Genomic DNA, 21,871 nt, shown 5'->3' with positions numbered 1-21,871 from the left:
GACGCGCGCCCTCTCTTAGTGGAAAGCCGTCAAAGGGAAAAGACTTTCTGCAGCTCGGTCGGTCTTTGTCGATAATTCGATCAGGAGGCGAGGCGGATTCCGCGATCCGTCGCGAAGGCAAAAAAGCCTTCGCTGCTCAACGGCCTGGAAAAGGCGTAGCCCTGCAGAAGGTCGCAACCGAGAATGCCGAGCATTTCCGCATGCGCCATGGTTTCGACGCCTTCGGCGACGGTTTCGATGCCAAGCGAACGGCCGATGTCGATGATCGAGCGCACGAGCGCCTGCTCTGTTCGGGCGCCGAGCACCGGCGCCACCAGCTGGCGATCGATCTTCAAGCGCTTCGGCTTGATCTTCAAAAGGCTGACGATCGAGGTGTGCCCGGTACCGAAATCGTCGATCTCGATGTCGATACCAAGTTTCTTGATCCCGTCGATATTGGCTGTGACGACATCGTCGCTTTCGTCGAGGAAGATCGACTCGACCAGTTCGAACGAAATCTGGCCGGGCATGATGCTCAGCCCCTTGAGCGAGGCGAGCAGATCCTTTTCCTGCAGGCGCTTGGCAGAGACGTTCACGGAAATCTTCGGCACATGGAGACCGGCCGAGGCCCAGCGCATCCGGTCGGCGAGAGCCTTTTGCAGGACCAGCCGATCGAGCGTCGCTGTCACGTTCAACTCTTCGGCGATCCTCAGGAACCGGTCCGGCGTCAGGATTCCCTCGCGGGGATGCTGCCAACGGATCAGCGCCTCGACACCGGACAATACGAGCGTCGAGGCGTCGAACTGCGGCTGGTACCACGGCACGAATTCGTCGCGTTCGATCCCTTCCAGGATTTCATCGGCGATGCGCTTGTTGGTCACCACTTCGGCCTCCAACGCCTGCGTGAAGAACTGATAGCGGTTGCGTCCACTTTCCTTGGCTCGATAGAGCGCGATGTCGGCATTGACGAGCAACTTGCGCGCATCCGCCGTGGAGCGATGCGCCACCGCAACGCCAATGCTGACGCCGAAGCGACAGGGAAACCCGTCATAGTCGACCGGCTGGCGCATCTGGGCGATGATGTGGTCGCACAGCGCGGCCAGCGCCCTGTCGTCCGGTGCTCCCGAAATCACCACAACGAATTCGTCTCCGCCGATGCGGGCGACGATGTCATCTGGCGAGATGCTCGAGCGCAGGATCTCGGAAGCATGAACGAGCATGGCGTCACCGGCTGCGTGTCCGAGCGTGTCGTTGATCTGCTTGAAGCGGTCGAGATCGATATGGAGGATGGCGATGCCCTCCGACTTTACGGCATTCGCCGCGAAGAGCCGATCGAGCGCCTTGTCGAGCATCCGCCGGTTGCCGAGTCCCGTCAGCGGATCATGCAGGGCATTGTGCTCGATGCGATCCTTTGCATCGGCGAGTTCGGCATTCTTCATATCGGCAGTCGCCTTGGCCGCCCTAAGCTGCTCGGTCATCAGCACGTCGTCGGTGACGTCCCAGCTTATCCCGGTGATTTTCGCGCGGGCGTCGGCTCCCTCATGGGCCGAGCCCACATGGCGGACGTGACGGATGGAGCCATCCGCCATCACAACGCGGTATTGTGAGCGATGCTCAAGCCCTTCGTCCAGGCTACGGAACAAGGCGATGGAGGCAGCGGCGATGTCGTCGGGGTGCACAGTCGCACGCCATTCCTCATGAGTTGGATCTCCGCCGGTGCGGACCAGCCCATGCAGATGGAACATCCGGTCGTCCCAGGACCTTTCCTGGGTGGCAATGTCGATCTCCCAGATTCCGATCTTCGACGCATCCAGAGCCAGGTTGAGACGATGGGACAAGGCCATCACCTCGCTTTCGCGCGCCTTGAGCTTGGCGATGTTTCGCTGGCGCTCGTTGACGAGACCACCGGCGAGAAAAATAGGCACGACGACGACCACGACTGCGGCGATGGTCGCAAGCCTGATCTCACCGCTGTTCGCCGGTTCCTGCGCCCAGCCGGCGACGGGAGTAGCGGCTAATTCCCACACGCCACCGGGCAGGATCAGCTCCCGGAGGACCGGTGAGTTCAGGAACACCCCAGTCTCGTCGAGAAACGGTTCCAGAACGTTGTCGCTCACCGAAACGTCGCGAATGGCAAGATGAATAGGCACATGCCGATGGTCGCGGCCGCCTGCCTCGCGCATTTCCATCCTTTCCTCATTGAGGCGCGCCGACCGATAGAGCGCCTCTTCATCAAGGACGGCCTCAACGAAGCCCCAGAACGCGGTTCGGCCGTCGGCATTGGAGGAGACCGGCACAAAAATCTCGAAGCCATTGCGGCTGCTTGGCAGGCGCACCGGTCCGACGACCACAGGCTTCGTCGTCAAGGCTGCACGGTCGAGCGCCCCCCGCATTGCCCGGAACCTGCCGAAGTCCGTGCCGACGAAGGATTGTTGGCGCTCCTGTGAGACAGTCACAGTGACGATGCCCGCCGGCGCCGCAGAAACACGAACGAGTTGGGGATTTTGCAGGAGCAGTTTCGATGCCAGTTTGCTGAAATCGCTTTCCTTCATTTCCAGTTGGACGGCGATCCCGTTCGCCAGTCCATTGAGCGCGGCGATATTGGTGTTGAATTCCGCGCGGAAACGGCCCGCAATCAGGTTCAATTCGTTTTCGACATCGATCTTGAGGTCTTTGCGAAAGTTCTCGCGGTGCTGGCGCTCATAGATATTGCCGCCGAGGAAGACCACGGCGCCCGCAATCAGCGCCGGAATGAGCGACGGCTTCGCAAAATTGGCAATCGCACGAATGCGGCGGCGCAGAGCGACGATAATCTTCAATTGTCTTTCCCCAATCCCCGGGCGCACGGTAGCCTTGGAGTCTTAAGATAGGCTTTCGCAAAAATTTCATTGGAAAACGTGGTGACAACGGCCGTCCTCCGGGCAGCCGACCAGCCTCGTCGGCTTGAAATTGCCCACAACGCCGTCCACTCTCCGATCACCGGCCGCACTGTCCTAAACCTTCCGACAGTTGCGCTAAAGCAACGGTATTAGGCAACTTTTGCCACAATCGGGGATCAAATGGTGATGACAAGAATATTCGCAGAATCATTGAGGAGGGCAAGAGGGATGCGATTTGTCATTGCCGCACTCATGGCCACTGCAGGTTTGCTTTCGCCGCTTTCCGCGCATGCTGAAAGCGCTGACGTGGAGGCGGTGATCACCAGTGTGGACACCGAGCGCCTGAGCCTCTCGCTGGATGACGGCAAAAGTTATCAGGCTCCCGAGGAGTTCAACTTCGAAGGTCTCGAGGCAGGCGTCAAGGTTCTCGTCTTCTACACCGAAGTCGATGGCAAACGCGTCATCAACGACCTGGAAATCGTCCAATAATCGTGACTTCGAATAGGATCGAAGGAAGCATGCAAGGGGCCCGCATAAGCGCGGGCCTTTCAGCAACCCCGCCCCGCTCAGCAACCCCGCCCCGCTCGGACTGTCGGAGTGGTTGCCTAGACTAAATCCAGCCGATCGCGCCATCCGCGATCCTCAGTAGCCGGTCCTGCGGAATGGCCGATGCCGCCGCTTCGTCCGCGCTCATTTCTCCGAGAAGCTTGAACAACACGCGAATGACGCCGCCATGCGTAACGCAGACTGTCGGGCGCGTCGCGTCCTTCAACCAGGCGCCGACGCGCCAAGACAGAATTTCGTAGCTTTCCGCATTCTGGCCGGGCGGGATGAAATCCCATTTGGCAACGCGTCTTTCGGCGATGCGCTGCGGTACCTGGCGCTTCAATTCGGGCAAGGTGAGGCCTTCCCAGTCGCCGAAAGAGACTTCCTTCAGCCTGTCGTCAGTACGGTAGGAAAGCGGATCGAGCCCCATGGCGTATCGCATGCGCTCCATGGTCTCGCGTGTGCGGCCGAGCGGGCTGGCGACGAAATCGAAGTTGCTCGATTCGCGCCCGAGGATCTCCGCCAGTGAAAGACCGTTACCGGTCGCCTGTCGGCGGCCGGTTTCGTTGAGGGGAATGTCCTTTTGTCCCTGAAGACGGCTTTCGGCGTTCCAATCCGTTTGTCCATGCCGAACCATGTAGACGAGCACAGCATTCACTCCGGGCGAGCTGTCACCACCGCCGTCATATCAAAAAAGGAAAATCAGTCCTTCAGAACGGAAATGTCCGGTGCATCGACAGCCTTCATGCCGACCGTATGGTAACCGGAATCGACGTGGTGCACTTCGCCAGTCACGCCGCTCGACAGGTCGGAGAGCAGATAGAGCGCCGAATTGCCGACTTCCTCGATCGAGACGGTACGCTTCAACGGCGCATTGTACTCGTTCCATTTGAGGATATAGCGGAAATCGCCGATGCCGGACGCGGCGAGCGTCTTGATCGGGCCGGCCGAGATCGCGTTCACGCGGATACCGCGGTTGCCGACATCGACAGCAAGGTAACGCACGCTCGCCTCGAGCGCCGCCTTGGCAACGCCCATGACGTTGTAATGCGGCATCACCTTCTCAGCACCGTAGTAGGTGAGCGTCAGCATCGAGCCGCCGTCGTTCATGACGCGCTCGGCGCGTGCGGCGACGGCCGTGAAGGAGTAGACGGAAATATCCATCGTACGCGCGAAGTTGTCGCGGCTCGTATCGAGGTAGCGCCCCGTCAGTTCATCCTTGTCGGAGAAGGCAATGGCATGCACAACGAAGTCGATCTTGCCCCACTTCTCTTCAAGAGTTGAAAAGACGGCATCAATCGATGCAAGGTCGGTCACGTCGCAATGGCCCGCCATGAAGGCGCCAAGTTCCTGCGCCAACGGTTCGACACGCTTCTTCAGTGCGTCGCCCTGCCAGGTCAGCGCGATTTCAGCACCCGCTTCCGCGCAAGCCTTTGCGATGCCCCATGCGATCGAACGGTTGTTTGCGACGCCCATAATGACGCCGCGCTTGCCATTCATCAGACCCGATGCCTGAGCCATGGAATGTCCCCAATACTGTCTGCCTGCACCGGCCGCCGCCGGTGCGAGAGTTCACGAATGTCAACGCCGCCGCACAAGGTCCTGTGCGGTGCGGCAAATTGTCGAGCATTTGCCTATGGCATAGCCGTTAAAACGGTTCAAGCGCGGCGCGGATCAGGAACTGTTAGTCCCCGTAATATTGGTTCAGCTTGTCAGAAAACCGTCACAGATAAAGGCCATGGCGCAAGGAACGCATCAGGTCTGTTACCTTGTCGTCCGGCTTTTCGCGAAGCATCAGTCGCAGTTCGACAAGCAGATCCCCGGCTTCTCCATCCGTGCCGCGCAACCCCGCACCGGCAACCCGGATCACCTTGTCCGACCCGGACCAGGCCGGAACAGTCACCGTAACCGGCCCGTTTGGCGTTTCTACGACAGCGTCGCAGCCGAGCACGGCATCTTCAAGGTCGAGCGGCAGGGTGGTCACCAGATCGAGACCTTGCGTTCGGAACGCCCCTTCCTGGTTGATCCGCAATGTCGCCAGGACATCGCCGCGCGCCATGCCCGTCACCCGGTAACCCTGTTCCCTCAGTCGAATGGTCTGGCCGTCGGTAGCGCCGGGCGGGATCGAGAGCTTTACGGTTTCGCCGTCCGGAAGCTCGATGGACATCCGGGCGCGATTGACAACCTGCTCGATGCTCACATGAACGTCGACCGCCAGATCCGGCACTTTCTCGGCCGTCTTTGCGGTGCGGCCACGAATTCGCCGTACGATCGCGGCGACCAGGTCCGCTGCCGGCGCTGCGGAGCGCCGGAAGGCCGTTGCTTCGAACTTGAGCGCTTCCTCCCGTTTCGAATCCGCGGTTGCCTCCGGGCCGATATCCGCCGGCAGCTCGCCCTTTTCGACTGGCCGCGCAGACGCTGTTCTTGGTTTCGAGGGAGATGCTGCAGCCTGCGGTTCGACACCGAAGATGCGCGAGATGGCCTCTTCAGCCGTTTCCGCGTCGACGGGCTGCTCTGCAGGCTCCGGTCCACGCATTTTCTGCTTCATCGCTTCCATGCGACGCAGCTCGGCTTCACGCCGAACACGATCGTAACGGCTTCTCAGGATTGGATCGCGCAACAGTTCATACGCCCTGCCCGCCTCGGCAAAGCGCTGTGTCGCCGAAGGATCTTCCTGGTTGTGGTCCGGATGCACGGCCTTGGCGACCGATCGCCAAGCCGCCTTGATCTCATCCTGGCCGGCATTGCGGCGCACGCCGAGAATAGCATAGGGATCACGCATGGTTCGTCACCATCTTCTCCGATCGGCGGCCTTCGCTCGCCATATCTCACCACGATAAGAAGGCCGCGCCTTGCGACTTCCTTTCCCGGCAATGATCTGGAGAAGTTGCTAAATATAGGTTAGCCGGCGGTTCTGGGGCCGGCGCGAACGAACGGGTCGCGATGCTTTTCCGCGGCTTTGAAACAACGTGGTTAATCGAGGATTTTCAGCCCTGCGGCCCGAAGCTCGTCAGGTGCCATTCGCCGTTGCCGAGCTGGCAGGCGCTTCCGTCGAACTTCGCTATGCCTTCATAAGAGTGACGGGTGGTCGTGAAGTGCCGGCAGAGCATGCCGCTGGCACGGTCTTCCTGGATTGCACTGATGACGCCTGCACTGCCGGACGTCGCGTTTGCCCACGGGATCGGGCTATCACCACCCTGACTGATATCCGCGGAGGAAACCGCGTTGCGCACGGCAACGGCGTCCGAGAGACCGTCCGCGGTTTTCGCGACCGGTACGGTTCCCGTTGACACATGATCGACGCTTGGGCCGCCAAAGAGATCAAGGCCCGCGCCCATGCACCCCGGCAGAGTGAGAAGTGCCATACAAAGCACTCCGCTGCGCAGCAAGGCGAAGGAAAAACCCTTCTTGCCATCGATCGACTTTGCTATGTCTTGCACGGCAATCCTGTCAGACTCGCAAGAGCTGCACGTTTTCCGAGGAAGTCCACAGGCAGGCTCTGACACTTTTCGATGCGGAAACACCGACCGGGCTCATCCCGAGGCGTTCCCGCGCCAGATATCACGTCATTGGAAGGCACTATGACCGCGAATGAGTTAACAACCGGTGACTTCACCGAAGCGAATGAACCCTTTTCCCTTTTTGGCACATGGTTGAAGGACGCCGAAGAGAACGAGATCAACGATCCGAACGCCTTGGCGCTTGCGACCGTCGATCCGGATGGGCTGCCCAATGTGCGCATGGTGCTGCTCAAGGGATTCGATGAACGCGGTTTCGTCTTCTACACAAATTTCGAGAGCCAGAAAGGCCGTGAAATTCTTTCCGCCCGCAAAGCCGCGATGTGTTTCCACTGGAAATCACTGCGCCGACAGGTGCGGATCCGCGGTCCGGTCGAAATCGTCTCCGACGAAGAGGCGGACGAATATTTCGGCAGCCGGCCGCGCGGCAGCCGCATCGGCGCCTGGGCCTCGAAGCAATCACGTCCGCTCGAAAGCCGTTTTGCTCTTGAAAAGGCGGTCGCCGAATACACGGCACGCCACGCCATCGGCGAAATCCCGCGCCCGGAATTCTGGTCCGGCTTCCGCATCCGCCCTACCTCGATCGAATTCTGGCACGATCGGCCCTTCCGGCTGCATGACCGGGTGGAATTCCGTCGCCAAACACCGGAGGGCGGCTGGGCAAAGGTGCGGATGTATCCGTGACAGACCGACGGATTACCCCGCCATCAGCCGAAAGGGAATTCCGGAAGCAAGTGCCGAGACGTGGCGGCGGTTCTGGAAGTGGCCGTTGAGCGAGATTCGCGGCAGCGCGTGGAGATTTGAAGCGGTGCCGGTTGAAAGCGTGGCGGGTTGTGTCGTCACCGCCGCCGTGAAACCCAGCCGTTCGGCCAGACGATGGTCGCGCTCCGAGACGGCATACCTGTCCCCATAGGGATAGGCGAAAGTCGCCGGCCAGCGGCCGGCAATGGCCTCGACGCACGCGGCCGATTCCGACATCTCGCGCTGCGCCTCGGCGTCGCTCAGCCGCGCCAGTGCGCGATGGCTGATCGTATGCGCGCCGAGGCTTGCCAGCGGGCTTTGCAGCAGGGAGCGTAGCCCCGCCTTGTCGAGCGTCAAGCCTGTGGTGATCGCAAGGGGATCAATGCCCTGGGCACGCGCCAACGCATTCAGTTTGCCGACGGCACCCGCCTCGTCGTGACGGCGAACGTAGGTGGAGACTCGGTCGAATACAGCCTGCTTTTCAGCGGCGCTGGCGGCCCTCATGGTCTCCGTTCCGGAGCCGAAATCGAAGCGGAAAGCACTTGCGGTCGAGAGCATGTCGGCAAGTGTTTCCCACCACAGCGTGTGGGTACGGTCGACGTAGCCGCCCGTGACGAAGACAGTGAACGGCACGCCGTGTTGCTCGAAAACCGGCAACGCATATTCGAGGTTGTTGCGGTAGCCGTCGTCAAGCGTGAAGCAAGCGACCGGCCGTGCATCGTTGAGAACCAGGCTTTCCGGCAGATCTTCCAACGCGACGAAGCGATAACCGTCACGCTTCAGCGCCAGGATCGCTTCCTCGAGAAATGTCGGCGTAATTTCCAGGTGAGCGTTGGGGTCAAACGCGCGCGGAATCCTGGGACGAACATGATGCAGGGTGAAGATCGCGCCGCATCCGCGTGCGCCCGTCATCAATCCCGAGCGCGCGAGCAGTTGCGCGATTTCGAGCCCGCCGCCAATGGCGACGCGCCTCACTCGGTTTCTCACCACCCGCGCGATGCCCTGCTTCATCCGGTACCCCTGCCTGCCAGGGGGAAACTAGCGCCGGCCGGTTAAGCCTTGCTGAATCTGGCTGACTTCACGGGGCGTTCCGCAAACGTTCCGCCTTTTTGAGAAGCGTTCATGGCCTCGATATTGCAACAGAGCGGCTACCCTGTCACAAAGCGAAACATCGTTCCTGACAAGCGCAGTTTTGGAGAGGGGAAATCCGATGAAGAGCTTCCGATTTGCCCTGGTGGCGGTCGCCGCTTTCGTGTTCGGCGCCGCGCACGCGGTAGCGGGTAGCGCGTCCCTCGTTCTTGATGCGCGGACAGGCCGGATTCTTGCTGCCGAGAATGCCGACGCGCTCAACCATCCGGCGTCGCTGACCAAGATGATGACGCTCTATTTGACGTTCGAGGCGCTGCATCAGGGCAAGATCGGCTGGAGCACGCCGTTGGTGATGTCGCCGACAGCCGCGCGCAAACCGCCGACCAAGCTCGGCGTCAGAGCCGGCGATACGATCACAGTTCAGGAGGCTGTCTACGGCATGATCGTTCGTTCCGCCAATGATGCGGCGGCAGCGGTCGCCGAAGCGCTCGGAGGCTCGGAGGCCGCCTTTGCGCAGATGATGACCGCAAAAGCGCGTCGCCTCGGCATGACGCGGACGTACTTCGTGAACGCCTCCGGTCTGCCGGCACGTGAGCAGGTAACGACAGCGCGCGACATGGCGCGGCTTGCCATTGCCCTCATGAGAGATTTCCCGGGGGAGTATCGCATGTTCGCTGCCCAAGGTTTCACCTTTCGCGGCCGGACGATCCGCGGTCACAACAATCTGATGTATCGATACGCAGGCATGGACGGCATCAAGACCGGCTACACCAATGCATCGGGCTACAACATTGTGAGCGCCGTCAGGGATGGCAATCGTCGTGTCATCGGCGTGGTGCTTGGCGGTCGGTCGGCGAAGGGCCGGGACGACAAGATGGCTTCCCTGCTCGATCAGCATCTGGGCAGGGCGGCAGCGCCCGCCGGCGGCCGGTCGGTCGCGGCTACGAGTCCGCAGGGCGCCGTTGAAGTCGCTGGACTGCCGGGCGTCCGGCTCTCCTATACCGATGCCACCCGGACGAGCGAAAGCGGCCTCGCCATTGCGGCGGCATCCACCGCGCCAGCGATGCCGTCGGACCGCCCGACAGCCGTCGATGACAGCGCAGGCGTAGCACCAACCGCCAACAGCCACTGGCAAATTCAGATCTCTACCGCCGCAACGGCAGAAGGCGCCCGGAAGATTCTGGTCGAAGCGCAGTCGGCCGGTGGCGCGGCCCTGCTCGGCGCCTCCCCTCATACGGAAGTGTCCGGCACCGGCAGCGCCAAGCAATATCGCGCACGCTTCATCGGCTTCGCCAGCCGCGAGGCGGCCACTTCCGCCTGCGCCATTCTGAAGAAGCGATCCTACGAGTGCACGCTGCTACCGGATCGCGGTTAGTCGGCACGTAAGCCGCAACACTATGCGGCGAACGCAAGTCGTCGAACGTAGAATTTCGTGTCGACGCTCATGACCGGAAAGCCGGCGGGCAGATCATCCTTCGCGATCTCGGCAAAGCCGTTCTTTTCATAAAAACGATGCGCGGCGAGGAACTTGTCCGTCGTGCCGAGAAAGAGGGCTGCGATCTTCCGGTGCTGGGCGTGGGCAAGCAGGCTTTCGAGCAAGCGTGCTGCCACGCCATGGCTGCGGCCACGGAAATCGGGAGCGACGAACATCTTGCGGATTGCCGCTTGAGAAGCGCCGATATCCTTGAGCCCAAGGGTACCGACGACCTGATCGCCGACGGTGGCAACCCAGAAATCTCCGATCCCGCTCTGATAGAAGTCGGCGATCGAGCGCAGATCCGGTTGATCGCCGATGGTGATTGCAATGCCGAATTCTTCGCGCTGGATCGGCAGAATGACGTCGATGACGCCTTGTTCGTCCTCTGCTACGAAGCGGCGGATTTCCAGCTCTCCACGTGCATCATCGGTCATGGAGTCGGATTCCTCCGTCAATCGACTCATCGTCTTACGCCTGTGTGCCGCCGACGGTGATCTGATCCATCCGGAGATGCGGCTGGCCGACGCCGACCGGCACCCACTGGCCGGCCTTGCCGCAATTGCCAATGCCGGTATCGAGCTTCGTGTCGTTGCCGACCATCGTCACCCGCTTCATCGCATCCGGGCCATTGCCGATCAGCATTGCTCCCTTGACAGGTGCGCCGACCTTACCGTTCTCGATCAAATAGGCTTCGGTGCAGCCGAACACGAACTTGCCGGAGGTGATGTCCACCTGACCTCCGCCGAAGGAAACGGCGTAGATGCCCCTCTTGACCGAAGCGATGATCTCCTCGGACGTGCGATCGCCGGAAAGCATGTAGGTGTTCGTCATTCGGGGCATAGGCACATGCGCATAGCCCTGCCGGCGGCCGTTGCCGGTGGCCTTCATGCCCATCAGCCGTGCATTCTGCCGGTCCTGCATATAACCGACCAGTTTGCCGTCCTCGATCAGCACGTTGTAACCTGACGGGGTGCCCTCATCGTCGACCGAGATCGAGCCGCGCCGCGCTTCGATGGTGCCGTCGTCAACGACAGTAACCCCTTTGGCTGCCACCTGCTCGCCCAGGAGCCCGGCAAACGCGGACGTCTTCTTGCGATTGAAATCGCCCTCGAGCCCGTGGCCGACTGCTTCATGCAGCATGACGCCGGGCCAGCCGGAGGCGAGCACGACGTCCATCGTGCCTGCCGGGGCATCGATTGCTTCGAGGTTGACGAGCGCCTGCCGCAACGCTTCGTCGGCACCGCGCTTCCAGTTCTCTTCCGTGACGAAGTCACCGAACCCGCGCCGTCCGCCGACGCCGAACGAACCCGTTTCCTGCCGATCGCCATCGCCAACGACGACCGAGAAGTTGATGCGGGTCATTGGCCTCACATCGTGGACGCGGTGACCGTCGGCCCGCAGAATGTCGACCACCTGCCAGCTGGCGGAGATCGACGCCGTCACCTGCCTGACCTTCGGATCCTTGGCGCGCAGATAGGCGTCAACCTCCTGAAGCAAGGCGACCTTGGCCTCGAAGCTCGGTTCGCCGATCGGATTTTCGTCGCCGTAGAGTTTTTTGTTGGTGCGCTGCGGGGCCGCGGCATAAGAACCGGCATAGCCGCGCGTCACCTGGCCAACGGCGTCCGCCGCCCTGCGCAGGGCGGCAAGCGACAATTCGCCGGCATGCGCGTAACCGACCGATTCACCGGCGACAGCACGCAGGCCGAAACCCTGGTCGGTGTTGAAGCTGCCGCCCTTGAGGCGACCGTTATCAAAGGACAGGACCTCGGCTTGCGCGTGCTCCAGAAAGAGCTCGCCGTCATCTGCGCCGGAAAGCGTCTCGGACAGAACCTTGCGGACCGTAGCCTCATCCGTATCGAAGAGGCTTATCAGATCGGTGTTCATGGTCGTCCGCTCCCGCTGGTTCAATGTCCTGAGTCCCTCATTTAGGAAGCAGGGGGACGCAAGCCAAGAAAAATCTCAGGTAACGGGCGCGTTCCAGCCGTCGAGAAGCTTGACCTCTTCGACGCCGGTGAACCGGGCGACGCGGTCGAGTTCGGCGCCAAGCTTTTCCATGCGGCCGGACGAGGGCCTGACACCCGGCTCCAGCCAGAGGCGCCGGACATCGAGGCGTCCAAGCTTTCGGTCCGCTTTCATGTCGATGCGGCCGATCAAACGGTCGCCTTCGATCAACGGGAAGACATAATAGCCGTATTCCCGCTTCGCCTCCGGCACAAAAACCTCGATACGATAGAAGAAGCCGAAAAGCCGCTCCGTTCGATTGCGATCACGCAGCAAGGGATCAAACGGGCTGAGCACGCGGATGCGTCCCGGCGGCTCGGCAATGTCGCCGAGGTTATCGGGGAATCCGGAAAGCGCATAGGAAGCGCGCGGTTTGCCGCCATTTGCGGATTCGATCAGCACGTCCGAAAGCTCGTCCCGATGCGCGGCAACCCAGGCTTTCGCCTCATCCGGCGACACCAGATCCCAGAAGGCGGCGATCTCTCCATGGGTCGCGAAGCCCAGTCGATCGAGAGCGCTGCGGCACGCCCAGTCGATGAACTCCGCGTGACCCACCTCGCCTTCGTAGTGCTGCGGAGGAATGACGCGCTCGGTAAGATCATAGACCTTCTGGAAGTTTTCCCGGCGCGCGATCGCCAGCTTGCCCTGGCGCCATAGCACTTCGAGCGCGGTCTTCGACGGATGCCAGTTCCACCAGCCGCCGGATGCGTGGCCGTCCATCTTGAGATCGCGCGCCATCACCGCGCCGTCGCTGACGATGCGTTCGTAGGTCTCCTCGCAGCCGTCGTCAAAACCCTCGCCCCGCCATTTGATCCAGCGGTCGCGCAGCGTCTCACTTTCCCATTTGAAGCGATGTTTCCAGTAGATGAAAAAGGCGCTTGGAATGATCGAGGCGTCATGGGTCCAGTGCTCGAAGAGCTCGCGGTCCTTTTCGAGCAATTCAGTCAGGTGTTCGCGGCGATAGGTCTGATTGCGGGAAAAAAGGATCTGGTGATGGGCCCGCTCGACCGTCGCGATGCTGTCAACCTGGACGAAGCCAAGCTCGCGGATGAGTTTTAAGAGCCCTTCCTTGCCGAGCGCGCGCTGTGGCGCGGCAGAAAGGCCCTGCTTGGCGAGAAAGATGCGCCGGGCATCGCGATTGGAGAGGCGAATCGTCATGGTTTGAAAGAGTAGGCTTTTATTCCCATTATTGAAATGCCGCGATGCAAAGGTCCGGCCGCATTGCCCTTCCCGATCGACTTGCCCTATAGAGCCACACGCAAACTGCGAGGGACAAGGCTTGGATATTCGCTTTACCGATTGCTCGGTCAGCTTCGGCGAACGAGTCGCGCTCCATCCCCTGACACTCGCCCTTGACGAACGCCGCATCGGCATCATCGGCCTCAACGGCTCCGGCAAGACGACTTTCGCGCGGCTGATCAACGGGCTCGTCAAGCCGACCAAGGGCCACGTGATTGTCAATGGGCTCGATACGGTCAAGGATGACAGGGCCGTCCTTGCAGAGGCAGGCTTCATCTTCCAGAATCCGCAGCACCAGTTGATCATGCCGATCGTCGCCGACGATATCGCATTCGGGCTGAAGAATCGCGGCTTGCCCCAGCACGAAATTGCCGCACGCACCGAGGCGGCGCTGGCGCGCTTTGGTGTGACCCACCTTGCCCGGCGCCGTGTGCATGAGCTTTCGGGTGGGGAAACGCAACTGGTCGCCATGGCGAGCGTGGTCGTCACCGGGCCGAAGATCCTGATTCTCGACGAGCCGACCAACCAGCTCGACCTCCGCAACCGCCGCATGGTCGCCGACACGATCGATAGACTCGACGAGGACACCATCGTCATCACCCATGACCTTGAACTCGTCGAAAGCGTCGAAAGGTTGTTGCTCTTCCACGAAGGCCGGCTGCTCGCCGATGGCAAACCCGCCGAAACGATCCGGCGCTATCACGAGGTCGCCGGATGCTGACGAGCCTCTATGTCGAGGGCAATAGCTGGTTTCACCGCCTGCCGGTGCGCGCGAAACTTATTGCTCTTCTGCTTCTCAGCCTCTTGCTCTTCGCGACGCAATCGCTCTATCTGCTTGCGCCCGCCTTCCTGCTCTGCGGATGGCTCTATTTCTCCCTCGGCCTGACAATCCGCCAGGCGCTCGCGCGCATCGGTTTCGTTTTTTTCACCATCCTCGTCCTTGCCGTCGTCAACCTCTTTCTTCTCCCTCTCCCCGAAGTCGCCGCGCTGGTGCTGCGGCTGATGGCGCTCGTGTTCTTCGCCGCTGCGGTTACCGCGACGACGACGATCAGCGCTTTCATGGACGAGATCACCATCCTGCTGAAGCCGCTCGAGCGCATGGGCCTGCTCAATGCCGCCGACGTCAGCCTGGCGCTTGGCCTCGTGCTGCGTTTCGTTCCGGATATTTTCGCCCGCTACGAGGCGATCCGCGAGGCGCATCGCGCGCGGGGCCTGCCGATACGGCCACTGACGATCATCGGGCCGCTTATCATCCTGACGCTTAAAGATGCGGATACGATTGCCGCGGCCATTGACGCTCGCGGATTTCGGCGGCAATAAATTCGCGCTTTCTAATAAAAAGGTACGACCACATGAACACCAGAGATCTCGTCCTCATCGCGCTTTTTGCCGCGATCGTCGTCGTCCTTGGCCTCATCCCGCCGATCACGCTCGGGTTCATCCCCGTTCCGATCACGGCGCAGTCGATGGGTGCGATGCTCGCCGGCTGCATCATCGGTGCAAAACGCGGGGCGCTCGCCTTCCTGCTGTTCGTCCTCCTTGTCGCCATCGGCCTGCCCGTGCTTTCCGGCGGACGCGGCGGTCTCGCTGTTCTGGCTGGCCCTTCGGGCGGCTTCATCCTTGGCTGGGCCGTCGCAGCTTACGTCACGGGCATCATCGCCGAACGCTTCATTCACGAGGGCCAGTCGGAGAGCCGCCAGTTCGGCGGGTTTTTCCTTGCTTCGGTCGCCGGCGGCATCGTCGTGCTCTACGGGATCGGTGTGCCATGGCTGTCCGCCGTCACCGGCACGCCGCTGCTCGCGGCCGCGACCGGTTCACTCACCTTCATCCCCGGCGATTTTCTGAAGGCGGCGATCGCGACCCTTGCCGCTCGCGCCGTCTACGCCGGCTATCCGCTGTTGCCGGCCCGCGCTTGAATCAATGCCGCTCGCCGAGGCAATAACGCGTCGCGCGGGTGAACGCCCGCATGACCCCGCCTTCCGCATCGAAGACCGGGTATTCTCCTTCCGCGAGCTTGCTACCGGCGCGAGCCGTATCCTTGGCGCGATCGAGCAATGGGTGCCGGCCAAGGCCGGTGGCAGCATTCTGTCCGGGCGCGCGCGGCTGATCGCGCTTCAAACCGGCAATCATCCGCTCTTTGCTGCTGCCTTCATCGCTGCGACCGCCGGCGGCAATTGCGCCGCGCTCATCGATCCGCATCTGCCGGAGCCGACGCGCCGCCGGATGATCGAGCAGCTGCGGCCCGACATCATGGTCCATCCCGACGGCCACGCCGTGCGGCTCGACCGGCCGGCGACGGGTCAAAACACTCTCATCGGCATCGCCGCCGATGGTATGCGTACGATCCCTGTTGGCGAGGGCGGCGAACCTTTCCTCATCGTCTTCACATCCGGCACGACGGGAGAGCCGAAGGCGATTGTCCGCGATCGCCGGTCCTGGCGTCTCAGCCTCGAAACCGGCCAGAGCTTTTTCGGCATCGGAGCGGAAACGACAACCTATGCGCCGGGGCCGCTTGCTCACGGCCTGACGCTCTACGCGCTCGCTGAAAGCCTGAAGGCGGGCGCCGAATTCATTGGTGCCCGGCATTTCGATCCTCTGCAAGCCGTGGCGACGATCGCGGCCAGAAAAGTCAAGCGACTCGTCCTGGTGCCGACGATGCTGCGGCGGCTCTGCGAACAGGTGCGAGGCTCCACCGCCCTGCCCTTAGTCGAAGCGATCACAGTCGCTGGCGCCAAGCTCACGCCCGCGGACCGGAAGGCGGCGCGCCTTGCCTTTCCGGAGGCGCGCATCATCGAGTATTACGGCGCATCCGAGCTCGGTTTCATTACCGTCGCCGGGACATCGGACAATCACGCGCCGACGGCCGTCGGCAGGGCCTTCCCCGGCGTCCGACTTGAGATCCTCGACGAGGCGGGAAACCGTCTCCCCGCAGGCGAGACGGGTACGATCTTCGTCGAAAGCACGCTCATATCCGATGGTTATGTTGCGGGCGGCGATGGCGCAGGGTTTCGCCGGCACGGCGATCTCGCAACGGTCGGCGATGTCGGCTTCCTCGATCCCAACGGCACACTGCATCTGATCGGCCGTGCAGGCGGGATGGTGCTCTCGGGCGGCAACAACATTTATCCGTCCGAGATCGAGGCCGTTATCATGGCCGCCGACAATGTGAGCGCCGTCCAGGTCCTGGGCCTCGACCACCCCGACCTCGGCAGCGAGCTGGCAGCCATCATCCAACCGCACGACGAGGCTTTCGACCATCTTGCACTCGAACGTCATCTTGCCGCCGCTCTGCCGCGCTACAAGCATCCGCGCAAGATCTGGCTCTGCCGTGAGCTGCCTATGACGGCCTCCGGCAAGATCGCCATCAAGGAGCTCCGGCTATGGATCGCGGAGGGAAACGGTGCCCTTGAACGCCTCGTCTGACCCGGCCCGCACACCCGTCATCATCGCCGCATTGCGCACGCCAATCGGCCGTGTGAACGGCAGCCTGGCCAAGGTTGAACCGGCGACGCTCGCCGCCCCGCTGATTGCCCGGATCATTGCCGACATCGGCGTCGCTGGCGATAAAATCGACGATGTGCTCATCGGCAATGCCGCCAACAGCGCAGGCAACCTCGCGCGGCTTGCGGCGCTCGAAGCCGGCCTGCCCGTTGCGATCCCTGGCGTCACGGTCGACCGGCAATGCGGCTCGGCCCTCGAGGCCATCATACTTGCGGCTCGGCAGATCCAGGCTGGCGCGGGACGGTTCTATCTCGCCGGCGGCAGCGAAAGTGCCAGCCGCGCCCATATCCGGCTTCGCCCGCCGCTTGCACGCGACGAGGAACTTCAGCCGGTCAAGCGGGCGCGGATGGCACCCGATTCGATCGGCGACCCGGACATGGGCGTTGCAGCCGAGAACGTCGCCGCTGCCTGCGGCATTTCCCGCGAACGGCAGGACCAATTCGCACTGGAAAGCCACCGCCGCGCCGTTGCCGCCGCAGCGGCCGGCAGGTTCCAGCGCGAGATCGTCGCGGTCTCGACGCCGACGGGTCTTGTCGCCAGCGATGAATGTCCCCGGGCAAATGCGGCAGCGGAGACGCTGGCGCGGCTCAAACCCATTTTTGTCAGGGACGGCACCGTGACAGCCGGCAATGCCTGTCCGATCAATGACGGGGCCGCCATGGTGCTGGTGACGAACCTCGCGGAGGCGCGCCGGCTTGGCGTCCCCTTTGCCTTGGAATTCGTCGACGCGGCGACGGCGGGCGTCGATCCGAACCTGCTCGGGCTCGGCCCGGTTCCGGCGATGGCGAGACTTCGCGCCCGCAATCCGGCGCTCGACGTCGCCACGGTCGATTTCATCGAATTCAACGAGGCTTTCGCTTCACAGGTTCTCGGCAGCCTCGACCAGCTCGACATCCGACCGGAACGCATCAATCTCGACGGCGGGGCAATTGCGCTCGGCCACCCCTATGGCGCCTCGGGGGCAATTCTCGTCGTCAGGCTGTTTTCGCAAATGCTCGCGGCTCCATCCGATACGGTGGGCCTGGCAATGATGGGCGTTGGCGGCGGCATGGGCGTGGTCGCCCACTTCCGCAGCCTTCGGCCCGATCACGCAAGATAAGTAGTCAGCCATTCGCGTGTGGCGACAGGCAGCGGCACCGGGGCATGGCGCGCAGAATCGACCGCCACCCAGACAATCTCGACCTCGGCGACAAGTTGGCCGCCAGCCTCCACTCTCACCGCAAAGCTCACCGAGCTGCCGCCGATCTTCGAGACGTTGACGGTGAAACGCGCCGGCTCGTCGTAACGCAGACCGCGATGGAAGACGCAGGCCGATCGGCGCACGAGATAGGCAGGCTCGTTCCTGACCGTCGGCCGGTGGCGCCAGAGGTTGGACAGCGCGGCCTCGGCATGCGCGTAGTAGGCCGCATTGTGCATGTGGCCGTGCATGTCTATATCGCGAAACGGAATGCGGATTTCCGTAACGTTTTCCCGCTGCGTGCCGTCCATGCGAGGCCCTCACGATGCTCTCTTCTCTGGTTAGACAGTTTGGCGATCCCAGACAAGTGATCGAACTGGTAGATACCGACCGCGCCACGCCGGGGGCCGAGGATGTCGAGATCGCCGTCTCGCTTTCGGCCGTCAATCCGTCTGACCTGATCCCCGTGACCGGTGCCTACAGCGCGCGCACGGTCCTGCCCTTCGTTCCCGGCTTCGAGGGTGTCGGGGTCGTCACCCGGGTCGGGGCGGGCGTAAGGGATCTAAAGCCCGGAGATCGCGTCATCGCCATCGGCTCGAGCGGCCTGTGGCAGCAGTTTCTCGTGCGCCCGGCCGAATGGTGTTTTTCCGTACCGGACGACATCGACGACCAGCAGGCTGCCACGAGCTACGTCAACCCGCTGACGACCTTGAGGCTCATCGAGCAGTTGCGAGAACATTTCGGGTCACTCAAGGGCCGCAGCGTCGGCGTGACCGCGGCAGGCTCCGCGATCGGCGGCATGCTCCTGCGCCTGCTCGCCCCGGAGGACGTGGCGACGACCGCCATCGTTCGCAGCGAAAAGAGCGTGAGCCACCTTGCCGATGCGGACCGCATCATTGTCGCGGACGGCGATAACCTTCCGTCACGGCTCGCGTTCGACGCGGTGCTCGATGCCGTCGGTGGGACTCTGGCCGGCGCGTTGATTGCGCGGTCCGTGCAATCCGGCGGAACCTTCGTGCAATACGGTGCCTTGAGCGGCGTGCCGGTGCCGCAGGCCGCAATCAGCGGCCGGCCGGATGTCCGTTTCGCTTTCCTTTGGCTCAGGACCTGGGTGCATTCGGCCGGCCGCGATGCGCTCGAAGCCGCCTTTGAGCGAAGCTTCGCGGGTCTTCGCGACGGGCTGTTTGCGAGCCCGATCGCAGGCACCTATCCGTTGAGCCGCCTCGCCGAAGCCCTCGCGCATCAGGGGGACCCGCGTCGCGACGGCAAGATCCTGCTCGATCCGCGCTGTTGAAAATCGCCACTTTCACCGCCTACACCATGGACCTCCGGCAGTCAGCGCACTAGGTTTTGCGCCATGGCTACGTTCCTCTACGAAAATCCGGTCTTCCTGGAGCACAAGGTTCCCGAGGGGCATCCCGAACGGCCGGACCGGCTGAGGGCGCTGAACCTGGCGCTGGAACATCCGAATTTTGCCGAGCTCAAGCGGATCAAGGCGCCAAGGGGCAGCGAAGAGCTGGTTCTGCTCGCCCATCCGGAAGATCACCTGAGGTCGATCGTCCGGGAGATCCCGGAAGAAGACATAAACCAGTTCGAGGCGGATACCTGCGCGAGCCCGCAGAGCCTTGTTGCGGCGCTGACAGCTATTGGCGGCGCTGTCGCAGCCGTCGACGCCGTCTTCACCGGCGAGGCGAACAACGCCTTCGTCGCCGCACGCCCGCCGGGACACCACGCCGAAAAGATGAAGGCGATGGGTTTCTGCTTCTTCAATACGATTGCGATCGCCGCGCGCCATGCGCAAAAGGCCCACGGCGCCGAGCGTGTCGCGATCGTCGACTGGGACGTCCATCACGGCAACGGTACGCAGGACATTTTCTGGGACGACCCGTCGGTGCTCTTCTGCTCCACCCACCAGATGCCGCTCTACCCCGGCACGGGCGCGAAGGACGAGACGGGCGTCGACGACAACATCGTCAATGCACCGCTCTCGCCGAACAGCGGCAGCGAGCATTTCCGCGACGCTTTCCGGTCGCGGGTGCTCAGCGCACTTGACGATTTCCGTCCCGACTTCGTGCTGATCTCCGCCGGTTTCGATGCCCATCACCGCGATCCGCTGGCGCAGATCAACCTCGTGGCCGAGGACTTCGACTGGGCAACGGGCCGCCTCATGGAAGTCGCCAGCAGGTCTGCGGGAAACCGTATCGTCAGCCTGCTCGAGGGCGGCTATGACCTGCAGGGGCTCGCCGAATCGGCGGGCATGCACATTATGAGATTGATGAGAGGGTAATTGATGACCACCACCACGCAACAGGACGTTTCCGCCCTCTCCTTCGAGCAGGCCGTCGAAGAATTGGAGCGCATCGTCTCGGCGCTTGAACGCGGCGACGTGGCGCTCGACAAATCGATCGAAATCTACGAGCGCGGCGAGGCGCTGAAAAAGCATTGCGAGATGCTTTTGAAGGCCGCCGAGGACCGCATCGAGAAGATCCGGCTCGACCGTGCCGGCAAGCCGCAGGGCGTGGAACCGCTCGACGCGGACCAGTGAACCGCCGGCGTCACCCTCGATAGTGCGCGGCGCGCAAGGCCAGAGCTGCGGAATCAGGTGCTCCGATGATCTCTTGCGCGTCTTCAGCTCCAGCTAGAGTTTGTGTGCGCTCTACAGCGCCGCGCGCCTTATCAGACGTGCAAAGATCGCTGTAGTATCCTTAAATCGGCTAGGATTTAGGGAAACATGCAGTAACTTCGAAGACAACGGCTACCAACGGAGTGATTGCCATGTCGTTCTTTCCTGGTCCCGACCCGCTTGCCGGTGACAAGCCTGCCTGCGACGCCATCGAACATCTCATCATTCCGCGCACCAGCGACATAGGCGGCCTTGAGGTTCGCCGGGCGCTTCCGACCGCAAGGCGCCGCCTGGTCGGTCCCTTCATTTTCTTCGACCGGATGGGGCCGGCACTGCTTCGGGCTGGCCAGGCAATCGACGTTCGCCCGCATCCGCATATCGGCCTTTCGACCGTCACCTATCTCTTCGATGGCGAGATCAAGCACCGCGACAGCCTCGGCACCGAAATGGTGATCCGCCCCGGGGACGTGAACCTAATGACCGCCGGCCGCGGCATCGTGCATTCCGAGCGCTCGCCGGAAAATCAGCGTGGCCACGAACGTTCGCTGTCAGGCCTGCAAACCTGGCTGGCGCTCCCTGACCACAAGGAAGAAATCGAACCGCTCTTCGATCACACGGAAAAGCATATGCTGCCGGCTCTTTCCGATGGCGGCGTAGAGGCCCGCGTCGTCATCGGCGGCTTCGAGGGCGCTACCTCGCCGGTCTCCACCTTTACCGACACGATTTACGTCGACCTGATGATCGAGCCGGGCAAGAGCGGCCCCTTTGCCGCCAACTGGGAAGAACGGGCACTCTACATCCTTGCCGGCGAAGCGATCATCGCCGGCGATCACTTTGCCGACAACCAGTTGCTCGTCTTCCGCCCCGGCGATGAAATCACGGTGACCGCCGGCCCCGCTGGCTGTCACGTCATGCTGTTCGGCGGCGCCGCTCTCAGTTCGCCGCGCCACATCTGGTGGAACTTCGTTTCCTCGTCCAAGGAACGGATCGACAAGGCAAAGGAAGAGTGGCGCAGCGGGCGCTTCGATATCGTGCCGGGGGACGAGGAAGAGTTCATACCATTGCCCGAAAGCTAAATTTCGTTAAGCTCTTGGTTGAAGT

The 21,871-nt window shown here is 62.3% G+C and carries 22 protein-coding genes; 12 read left to right on the top strand and 10 right to left on the bottom strand.

The window, feature by feature from the left end; all coding sequences use genetic code 11:
* Positions 1-80: 80 nt before the first annotated feature.
* On the bottom strand, positions 81-2,798 hold the full coding sequence (locus FKV68_RS04830) for a bifunctional diguanylate cyclase/phosphodiesterase (RefSeq protein ID WP_180940396.1): 2,718 nt from the start codon (positions 2,796-2,798) through the stop codon (positions 81-83).
* Positions 2,799-3,086: 288 nt separating this feature from the next.
* Between FKV68_RS04830 and FKV68_RS04825 the strand changes: the two genes are divergently transcribed.
* Positions 3,087-3,347 (top strand): DUF1344 domain-containing protein, encoded by a 261-nt coding sequence (locus FKV68_RS04825; RefSeq protein WP_136507224.1) that lies wholly within the window; start codon positions 3,087-3,089, stop codon positions 3,345-3,347.
* Positions 3,348-3,468: 121 nt separating this feature from the next.
* Here FKV68_RS04825 and FKV68_RS04820 read toward each other — a convergent pair whose 3' ends face one another.
* The 4 genes from FKV68_RS04820 to FKV68_RS04805 form a co-directional block, all read right to left on the bottom strand.
* Positions 3,469-4,053, bottom strand: a complete 585-nt coding sequence (locus FKV68_RS04820) for a histidine phosphatase family protein (protein ID WP_180940395.1) — start codon at positions 4,051-4,053, stop codon at positions 3,469-3,471.
* Between the two features lie 53 nt (positions 4,054-4,106).
* On the bottom strand, positions 4,107-4,925 hold the full coding sequence (fabI, locus tag FKV68_RS04815; RefSeq protein ID WP_180940394.1) for an enoyl-ACP reductase FabI: 819 nt from the start codon (positions 4,923-4,925) through the stop codon (positions 4,107-4,109).
* 202 nt (positions 4,926-5,127) lie between these two features.
* The gene (locus tag FKV68_RS04810; RefSeq protein ID WP_180940393.1) at positions 5,128-6,186 is read right to left on the bottom strand and encodes a DnaJ C-terminal domain-containing protein; all 1,059 of its coding nucleotides are present in this window, start codon (positions 6,184-6,186) and stop codon (positions 5,128-5,130) included.
* A 205-nt stretch (positions 6,187-6,391) separates the two neighbouring features.
* On the bottom strand, positions 6,392-6,844 hold the full coding sequence (locus FKV68_RS04805) for an RT0821/Lpp0805 family surface protein (RefSeq protein WP_180940392.1): 453 nt from the start codon (positions 6,842-6,844) through the stop codon (positions 6,392-6,394).
* Between the two features lie 141 nt (positions 6,845-6,985).
* Between FKV68_RS04805 and pdxH the strand changes: the two genes are divergently transcribed.
* Entirely contained in the window at positions 6,986-7,606 is a 621-nt protein-coding gene (pdxH, locus tag FKV68_RS04800; protein WP_180940391.1) for a pyridoxamine 5'-phosphate oxidase, read from the top strand.
* Positions 7,607-7,618: 12 nt separating this feature from the next.
* Here the strand turns inward: pdxH and FKV68_RS04795 are convergent, their stop codons facing one another.
* A complete protein-coding gene (locus FKV68_RS04795; protein WP_180940390.1) occupies positions 7,619-8,674 on the bottom strand; it encodes a polysaccharide deacetylase family protein in 1,056 nt (351 codons plus the stop codon).
* Positions 8,675-8,873: 199 nt separating this feature from the next.
* Between FKV68_RS04795 and FKV68_RS04790 the strand changes: the two genes are divergently transcribed.
* Positions 8,874-10,127, top strand: a complete 1,254-nt coding sequence (locus FKV68_RS04790) for a D-alanyl-D-alanine carboxypeptidase family protein (RefSeq protein ID WP_180940389.1) — start codon at positions 8,874-8,876, stop codon at positions 10,125-10,127.
* Positions 10,128-10,147: 20 nt separating this feature from the next.
* Here FKV68_RS04790 and FKV68_RS04785 read toward each other — a convergent pair whose 3' ends face one another.
* The 3 genes from FKV68_RS04785 to FKV68_RS04775 form a co-directional block, all read right to left on the bottom strand.
* The gene (locus FKV68_RS04785) at positions 10,148-10,663 is read right to left on the bottom strand and encodes a GNAT family N-acetyltransferase (RefSeq protein ID WP_180940388.1); all 516 of its coding nucleotides are present in this window, start codon (positions 10,661-10,663) and stop codon (positions 10,148-10,150) included.
* A gap of 34 nt (positions 10,664-10,697) precedes the next feature.
* Entirely contained in the window at positions 10,698-12,113 is a 1,416-nt protein-coding gene (tldD, locus tag FKV68_RS04780; RefSeq protein WP_180940387.1) for a metalloprotease TldD, read from the bottom strand.
* A gap of 75 nt (positions 12,114-12,188) precedes the next feature.
* Positions 12,189-13,388, bottom strand: coding sequence for a winged helix-turn-helix domain-containing protein (locus FKV68_RS04775; protein WP_180940386.1), 1,200 nt, complete (start codon positions 13,386-13,388; stop codon positions 12,189-12,191).
* A gap of 121 nt (positions 13,389-13,509) precedes the next feature.
* Between FKV68_RS04775 and FKV68_RS04770 the strand changes: the two genes are divergently transcribed.
* Genes FKV68_RS04770 through FKV68_RS04750 form a run of 5 tightly spaced genes read left to right on the top strand, consistent with a single transcriptional unit; the run spans position 13,510 to position 18,069 of the window.
* A complete protein-coding gene (locus FKV68_RS04770; RefSeq protein WP_180940385.1) occupies positions 13,510-14,190 on the top strand; it encodes an energy-coupling factor ABC transporter ATP-binding protein in 681 nt (226 codons plus the stop codon).
* Complete coding sequence (locus tag FKV68_RS04765; RefSeq protein WP_180940384.1) at positions 14,184-14,789, top strand: CbiQ family ECF transporter T component; 606 nt, start codon at positions 14,184-14,186, stop codon at positions 14,787-14,789. The genes FKV68_RS04770 and FKV68_RS04765 overlap by 7 nt, the downstream gene beginning before the upstream one ends.
* 32 nt (positions 14,790-14,821) lie before the next feature.
* Entirely contained in the window at positions 14,822-15,385 is a 564-nt protein-coding gene (locus FKV68_RS04760; RefSeq protein ID WP_180940383.1) for a biotin transporter BioY, read from the top strand.
* 4 nt (positions 15,386-15,389) lie between these two features.
* A complete protein-coding gene (locus FKV68_RS04755) occupies positions 15,390-16,892 on the top strand; it encodes a class I adenylate-forming enzyme family protein (protein ID WP_180940382.1) in 1,503 nt (500 codons plus the stop codon).
* Positions 16,876-18,069, top strand: a complete 1,194-nt coding sequence (locus FKV68_RS04750; protein WP_180940381.1) for a thiolase family protein — start codon at positions 16,876-16,878, stop codon at positions 18,067-18,069. Before FKV68_RS04755 ends, FKV68_RS04750 begins: the two co-directional genes overlap by 17 nt.
* Here the strand turns inward: FKV68_RS04750 and FKV68_RS04745 are convergent.
* A complete protein-coding gene (locus FKV68_RS04745; protein ID WP_180940380.1) occupies positions 18,057-18,458 on the bottom strand; it encodes an acyl-CoA thioesterase in 402 nt (133 codons plus the stop codon). The genes FKV68_RS04750 and FKV68_RS04745 overlap by 13 nt on opposite strands.
* Positions 18,459-18,472: 14 nt before the next feature.
* On the opposite strand from FKV68_RS04745, the gene FKV68_RS04740 reads away from it, so the two are divergent.
* The 4 genes from FKV68_RS04740 (at position 18,473) to FKV68_RS04725 (ending at position 21,846) form a co-directional block, all read left to right on the top strand.
* Entirely contained in the window at positions 18,473-19,441 is a 969-nt protein-coding gene (locus FKV68_RS04740; protein WP_180940379.1) for a zinc-dependent alcohol dehydrogenase family protein, read from the top strand.
* A gap of 63 nt (positions 19,442-19,504) precedes the next feature.
* Positions 19,505-20,434: a histone deacetylase family protein gene (locus FKV68_RS04735; RefSeq protein ID WP_180940378.1), complete on the top strand. Its 930-nt coding sequence runs from the start codon at positions 19,505-19,507 to the stop codon at positions 20,432-20,434.
* A gap of 3 nt (positions 20,435-20,437) precedes the next feature.
* Positions 20,438-20,692: an exodeoxyribonuclease VII small subunit gene (locus FKV68_RS04730; protein WP_136507243.1), complete on the top strand. Its 255-nt coding sequence runs from the start codon at positions 20,438-20,440 to the stop codon at positions 20,690-20,692.
* A 230-nt stretch (positions 20,693-20,922) separates the two neighbouring features.
* Positions 20,923-21,846, top strand: a complete 924-nt coding sequence (locus FKV68_RS04725; protein ID WP_180940377.1) for a pirin family protein — start codon at positions 20,923-20,925, stop codon at positions 21,844-21,846.
* Positions 21,847-21,871: the final 25 nt, after the last annotated feature.

Origin of the sequence: Sinorhizobium mexicanum (assembly GCF_013488225.1) — a bacterium.
GTDB classification, from domain to species: domain Bacteria; phylum Pseudomonadota; class Alphaproteobacteria; order Rhizobiales; family Rhizobiaceae; genus Sinorhizobium; species Sinorhizobium mexicanum.
Note: the sequence above shows the minus strand (reverse complement) of the source record. Positions and strands in the feature narration are given on the sequence as shown.